Source organism: Janthinobacterium psychrotolerans, from assembly GCF_001677885.1.
Classification (GTDB): Bacteria; Pseudomonadota; Gammaproteobacteria; order Burkholderiales; family Burkholderiaceae_D; genus Janthinobacterium; species Janthinobacterium psychrotolerans.
This window is the reverse complement of record NZ_LOCQ01000039.1, coordinates 59,039-65,475: the sequence shown is the minus strand read 5'-3', so window position 1 is coordinate 65,475 and position 6,437 is coordinate 59,039. Positions and strand designations below refer to the sequence as shown.

The 6,437-nt window shown below is 60.8% G+C and carries 6 protein-coding genes and 1 rRNA gene; 4 read left to right on the top strand and 3 right to left on the bottom strand.

The genetic code is table 11. From position 1 onward, the window contains the following. The 3 genes from rrf to ASR47_RS03210 all read left to right on the top strand — a co-directional run. Positions 1–105, top strand: a 5S ribosomal RNA gene (rrf, locus tag ASR47_RS03220); the annotation flags it as partial. Positions 106–469: 364 nt separating this feature from the next. Continuing rightward, positions 470–1,696, top strand: coding sequence for a YbfB/YjiJ family MFS transporter (locus tag ASR47_RS03215; RefSeq protein WP_065306324.1), 1,227 nt, complete (start codon positions 470–472; stop codon positions 1,694–1,696). Between the two features lie 23 nt (positions 1,697–1,719). After that, positions 1,720–3,006, top strand: coding sequence for a leucine-rich repeat-containing protein kinase family protein (locus ASR47_RS03210; protein WP_065306323.1), 1,287 nt, complete (start codon positions 1,720–1,722; stop codon positions 3,004–3,006). Between the two features lie 53 nt (positions 3,007–3,059). Here ASR47_RS03210 and ASR47_RS03205 read toward each other — a convergent pair whose 3' ends face one another. After that, positions 3,060–4,319: a nitronate monooxygenase gene (locus ASR47_RS03205; RefSeq protein ID WP_065306322.1), complete on the bottom strand. Its 1,260-nt coding sequence runs from the start codon at positions 4,317–4,319 to the stop codon at positions 3,060–3,062. 103 nt (positions 4,320–4,422) lie between these two features. Next, positions 4,423–4,908 (bottom strand): YajQ family cyclic di-GMP-binding protein, encoded by a 486-nt coding sequence (locus ASR47_RS03200; protein ID WP_065306321.1) that lies wholly within the window; start codon positions 4,906–4,908, stop codon positions 4,423–4,425. Positions 4,909–5,084: 176 nt separating this feature from the next. On the opposite strand from ASR47_RS03200, the gene murB reads away from it, so the two are divergent. Further along, positions 5,085–6,113: a UDP-N-acetylmuramate dehydrogenase gene (gene murB, locus ASR47_RS03195; RefSeq protein WP_065306320.1), complete on the top strand. Its 1,029-nt coding sequence runs from the start codon at positions 5,085–5,087 to the stop codon at positions 6,111–6,113. Here murB and ppnP read toward each other — a convergent pair whose 3' ends face one another. Beyond that, positions 6,114–6,434: a pyrimidine/purine nucleoside phosphorylase gene (ppnP, locus tag ASR47_RS03190; protein WP_065306319.1), complete on the bottom strand. Its 321-nt coding sequence runs from the start codon at positions 6,432–6,434 to the stop codon at positions 6,114–6,116. It abuts the gene before it with no gap. Between the last annotated feature and the right edge of the window lie 3 nt (positions 6,435–6,437).

Sequence of the window (6,437 nt, the reverse complement as noted above, 5' to 3'; positions counted from 1 at the left end):
CCATAGCAAGTTGGTCCCACCCCTTCCCATCCCGAACAGGACCGTGAAACAACTTTGCGCCGATGATAGTGCTGCAACCAGTGTGAAAGTAGGTTATCGTCAGGCTTGTTATTCGCAGTAGAAGAAAGCCCCTCCAGTGCCAAGATGCCATGATGTCATCTTGCCGCCTGGAGGGGTTTTTTTTCGTCTGGCGGATTTGCTGCATGCTTGCACACCAACGGCGGAAAGGCTGGGGTCAGACCCTCAATGCCGCAAACGCAGAGTGCATAGCTAAAGGGCGAGGGGATCTGACCCCGGCCCTCCGGAGGCTCAAGGGTTGGTAGCGAACAACACCTTTACCAGCCAATCCGCTCCATCACATGGTATTGATGGTATAGGTAAAAAAATCGCGCAGGGCGGTGGCAGAGGCGCTTGCCACCAGTTGCCCGCGCCGCGTTGAAAAAAGCATGAACACTGAGGAACGACTTTCATGAATTCAACATCCCCCATCCCTGATTCCGACAATACCGGCGCCAGCTTGCGCGCGATTGCCGCCGGCCTGTGCGCCAGCCTGGTCGGCATCGGCCTGGCCCGCTTCGCCTACACCCCGCTGATCCCCTCGCTGATCGAAGCGCGCTGGTTTTCCGTGAACGACGTGATCTATCTCGGCGCGGCCAACCTGCTGGGCTACCTGGCTGGCGCCTTGCTGGGCCGGCCAATGGCGCGGCGCCACAGCGCCCATGCCATCCTGCGCGCCATGATGCTGCTGGCCTCGCTGGCCTTTTTTGCCTGCGCCTTTCCCTTGTCCGTCAGCTGGTTCTTTGTCTGGCGCTTTTTGTCGGGCCTGGCAGGCGGCAGCATCATGGTGCTGGTCGCGTCGACCGTGTTGCCGCATGTGCCGGCACAACGCCGCGGCCTGGCGGGCGGGGCGATTTTTGTCGGCATCGGCATCGGCGTGGCCGCTTCGGGCAGCCTGGTGCCGCTGCTGATGCAGCTGGGCCTGCGCGCCGCCTGGCTGGGCCTGGGCAGTTTGTCGCTGTTGCTGGCGATAATCAGCTGGACCTTCTGGCCGGCCACGCCGCCGACCGGCAAACCCGTGCCGTCCAAACACGGCGCCACGCCGCCAGCCGGCACGGCCCTGGCCCTCAATACCCTGTTCGTGCAATATGCGCTGATGGCCGTGGCCCTGGTGCCGATGATGGTGTTCCTGGTCGACTATATCGCGCGCGGCATGGGCTGGGGCACGCATGAGGCGGCCGTGTTCTGGGTCATTTATGGGCTCGGAGCGATTGCCGGGCCCATGCTGTATGGCGCGCTGGCCGACCACATCGGCCCGGCAATGACCGGCCGCCTGGCGCTGTTGCTGCAGGCCGTGGCGCTGGCGGTGATGATGGTGTCGCGGCAGCATGTGGTGCTGATGCTGGCCACCTTTGTGGTGGGAACCTTCCCTCCTGGTATTGTTCCCATCGTGCTGGGCCGCTTGCATCAGTTGCTGGGACATGACGTCGGCGCGCAGAATGCGGCGTGGAGCCGTGCCACCACCGTGTTTGCCCTGTTCCAGGCACTGGCAGGTTACGGCTATTCCTGGCTGTTTTCGCATAGCGGCGGCAATTATCACGCCTTGCTGCTGACGGCCATCAGTGCGCTGTTGCTGGCCTTGCTGGCCGATGGGGTGCAAAAACTGCTGAGCAGAAAACGCTCGCCTGCTACACTTTGATTTTATCGATTTGAAAGCATGCCTTGTCCACCACTTTGGAACAGTTGCGCGCCGGCCAGTTGGCTGGCGCGCAGCGTTTGAGCTTGTCCTGCGGCCTGACTTCCTTTCCACCCGAGATTTTTGACCTGGCCGACAGCCTGGAAATCCTCGACCTGACGGGCAACGCCCTGTCGTCGCTGCCCGATGATTTGCCGCGCCTGCGCAAGCTGCGCATCGTCTTCTGTTCCAGCAACCTGTTTACGGTTTTGCCGGCCGTGCTGGGCAGTTGTCCTGAGCTGAGCATGATCGGCTTCAAGGCCAACCAGATCCACGAAGTGCCGGCTGCCGCATTACCGCCGAAGCTGCGCTGGCTGACCCTGACCGACAATGCCATCGAGAACTTGCCTGATGAAATCGGCGATTGCGCACTGTTACAAAAACTGATGCTCGCAGGCAACCGCCTGCAATCGCTGCCAGCCTCGCTGGCCCGTTGCAGCCGGCTGGAACTGCTGCGTATTTCCGCCAACCGCTTGCCGTCCTTGCCTGTGTGGCTGCAGGATTTGTCACGCCTGAGCTGGCTCGCCTGCGCCGGTAACCCGTTCAATGAAGCACGCGAGGCGGCCGCGTTCGATGCCGCCGGCATCGAGCAGATCGACTGGAACCGTTTGCAACTGGGTCGGCAACTGGGCGAGGGCGCCTCGGGCGTAATTTCCCAAGCCACGCTTGAGGGCCGTCCGGTCGCCGTCAAGGTATTCAAGGGCGCGATGACCAGCGACGGCTTGCCACGCAGCGAAATGGCGGCCTGCGTCAGTGCCGGTGCGCATGCCAGCATGATACCCATCCTCGGTACTGTAAGTGCTCACCCGCAGGGATCGTCTTGTCTGGTGATGCCGCTGATCGATCCGGCGTATATCAACCTGGCCGGGCCGCCGAGCTTTGCCTCGTGCACGCGCGATGTCTATCAAGAGGACGCGCGCTTCACTTTGCCCCAAGTGCAGGCCATTGCCCATGCCATCGCGTCGGCCGCCTGCCAGCTGCATGCCTGCGGCATTTTGCACGGCGACCTGTACGCGCACAATATCCTGCACCATCCGGACGGGCGCTGCCTGCTCGGCGACTTCGGCGGTGCTTCGCTATATGCGCCGGATGCGGCTGTCGCTGGCGTAATGCAGGGTATCGAGGTGCGCGCCTTTGGCGTGCTGCTGGCGGAATTGCTGGCGCGCTGCGATACCGCTGCGCCAGCGCTTGGCGAGTTGGTTAGTGCTTGCTTGCTGGAACAGCCATTGCAGCGTCCGCGTTTCGCACAGATTGCCGCCTTGATCGCGGCATAAAAAATGGCGCGGCCTTCGCAGGCTGCGCCATTGTTGCTTCAAACCCCGGTGATTCAGGCTTGCACGATTTTTTCCGGCAGGGCGATCTGGTTGTCGATACTGAACTGGTAGTCCTTGAACACATGTTCAGCCGATAAAATCTGGTATTCGCCATTGTCGAGCTTGTGCGTGGTGTCCTTCAGACGGTAGGTGTAATGACCGCAGGTCCAGCAGTTGAAGTTGCGCATATGCGTGCACAAGCAGGTCTTGTCCATCACCGACACGACTTTCAGCTCGGGGTGGGCCGCCACTTCGCGGTTGTACGAATTGATGTAGGCGCAGTTGCCGGTGGCGTCGAGCAGGTAGCCGTACGATTCGCAGCCTGGACGGATGCCGGCGCCGATCGCCGGCGTGTTTTTCAGCATGCGCATCGGGTAGCCGGTCGGCGAGACGCCATTGACGATGATGTCTTCTTCCGATGCCTTGTAATACTCCTGCTTGACCTTGTCGGGCAGGCCGCATTCCTTGGTGACGGTAAAGCGCGTGGCCACTTGCACACCGGCCGCGCCCGCTTCCAGGAAGGACACGGCGTCGCTGCCCGTGAAAATGCCGCCGGCGGCGATCAGCGGAATATCGAGCTGTTCGGCTTTCAGGTAGGCCAGCAATTCGGCGGTGATGGTGTGCAGGTCGTAATTGGCCCAGTCCATGCCGAAACCGAGGTGGCCGCCAGCCAGCGGACCTTCGACGATGACGAAGTCGGGCAGGCGGTTCAGCTTGGCGTTCTTGCGCAGGAAAATCTGCAGCGCGCGCACCGACGAGACGATGATGCCCAGCTTGGCGTCACGGAAGCGCGGGTGGTCGGCCATCAGCGCGAACGAGCCGAAGTGCAGGCCGGCCGACAGGGTAATGCCGTCGATGCCGGCGTCGAGCGCCGCGTTCAGCCGCACGCGCAAGGTTTCGCGCGGACCGTTCATGGTCAGCTTTTCCATGCAGTTGACGAAAATCAGGCCATCGCCTTTTTTCGCTTCCATGGTGGCGCCGATGTGGCGGCGCTGCGCTTCGGCCAGGCGGCCCAGGTCGAACTGCACCACGGCCTTGTCGCTGTTATTGATGTTGAATTTGTACAGTTTCGTCTTGTCCTTGACGAAGGTGGTGTCGAAACGGCGGTCCGACACGTCTTCCACCATGGCATCGGAGATATGGCCGATACCGTTCAGCCGGGCTGCTTCCAGCGCCAGCTCCGACGTGGAAATATCCACGCCCATTCCGCCGATCATGATGGGCACATACTCTTTTTTGCCAAATCGCAGGCGGAAATCATCAACACGTTTCATTGCTATCCTTAGACTACCGTCGTTTTTACTGTGCGCAAGCCCCATTTTACCGCAAGCGGGCAAGGGGCTTGGTGCGGCACCCCACTGTTACGCAAGACCAAGATTAGTCACGGAAATTGTTAAACTCCAGTGGCATGTCCGGCACATCCTTGCGCAGCATGGCCATCGCCGCCTGCAGGTCGTCGCGCTTGGCGCCCGTGACGCGCACCGCTTCGCCCTGGATGCTCGCTTGCACTTTCATCTTGCTATCCTTGATGACGCGCACGATTTTCTTGGCATCATCGGTCTCGATGCCATTCTTGATCTTGATGATCTGCTTGACCTTGTCGCCGCCGATCTTCTTGATGTCGCCTTCGTCGAGGAAGCGGACATCGACCTTGCGCTTGGTCAGTTTGTTGGTCAGCACGTCGCGTACCTGGCTGAGCTGGAAATCGGAATCCGCAAACGCGGTCAGTTCATTTTCCTTGTGTTCGACGCGCGCGTCGCTGCCCTTGAAATCGAAACGGGTCGAGATTTCCTTGTTGGCTTGTTCGACCGCATTTTTCACTTCGATCATATCGGCTTCGGAAACTACATCAAATGACGGCATGGTCAGTCCTTTCGTGTTGGAGCGGTGCGCGCGGAGCGCGCCGGGCGGCTACTGTTGCAAGTGGTGCGGCCCTGTTAAAGATGCGACATTTTAACGGACAACGGCCTGCCTGCCCTTGTCTTGCGCTGGTTTTTTGTCGCTTTCACTCTATAATCGAGCAAAATAAACGGTATCCCATGTCTCCAGAGCTCACCATCGAACCCAATTATCCGCTGCAAGCACTCAATACCTTCGGTATTACGGCCCAGGCCGCCGCCTATGTGCGCATCAGCTCCACCAGCCAGTTGCAAGCGGCGCTGCAGGAACCGGCCTTGGCCGGCATGCCGCGCCTGATCCTCGGCGGCGGCAGCAATATTGTTTTGACCGGCGACTTTGCCGGCGCCGTGCTGCATATGGCGACGCGCGGCATGCGCCTGGCGCAAGCGTCGTTCGACACCATTTTGGTGACGGCCGCGGCCGGCGAGAACTGGCACGCCTTCGTGCAGTGGACCCTGGCGCAAGGCGTGGGCGGGCTGGAAAACCTGTCGCTGATCCCCGGCACGGTGGGCGCGGCGCCGATCCAGAATATCGGCGCCTATGGCGTGGAAATCAAGGACGTGCTACACAGTGTCAGCGTACTGCACGCCGCCAGCGGCATCGTGTTCGACATGGACCGCGACGCCTGCCGCTTCGGCTACCGCGACAGCATCTTCAAGCAGGCCGACGGCGCCGAGCTCATCGTGCTGGAAGTGACGTTCGCCTTGCCGGCGCAGTGGCAGCCGAACTTGCGCTATGCGGAACTGGCGCAGGCGGTAGCCGAGCAGCAACTGGCAAATCCGAGCGCGCAACAGGTGGCCGATACGGTGATCGCGATCCGCCGCCGCAAGTTGCCGGACCCGGCCGTGATCGGCAATGCCGGCAGTTTTTTCAAGAATCCCGTGGTGTCAAAAGAATATTGCGCGCAATTGCTGGAACGCTATCCGGCGCTGGTGCACCATGCGCAGCCCGATGGCAGCGAAAAGCTGGCGGCGGGCTGGCTCATCGATCAGTGCGGCTGGAAGGGGAGGAACCTGGGGCCTGCAGGGGTGTATCCCAGACAGGCGCTGGTCCTGGTCAATAACGGCGGCGCTCGTGGCGCGGATATTACCGGGTTGGCCGAGGCGATCCGGAAGGATGTCGAGGCCAGGTATGGGGTGCTGCTGTCGCCGGAGCCGGTGTTTGTTTGATTAGCCGAAATGGCAGACGTAATCCAGGGTCTCGATGGTTTCGATGTCGAAATGGCTGTTGCCTTGAATGCTGAACTGCTGGCCGGCGCCATAGCTGGTCCAGTCGCTGGCGTCGGCCAGGCGTACCTTGCACAGGCCGCTGACAACTTCCATGATTTCCGGCGCGCCCGTATTGAAGCGCAGCGAGGAGGCGAAAATCACGCCCACGCTTTTCTTGGTGCCATCAGGAAAGATGACATTGTGCGAGATGCACTTGCCATCAAAATAGATGTTCGATTTCTTGACGACGCTGACATTGTCCAGTTGTGCGCTGTTGCTCATGCT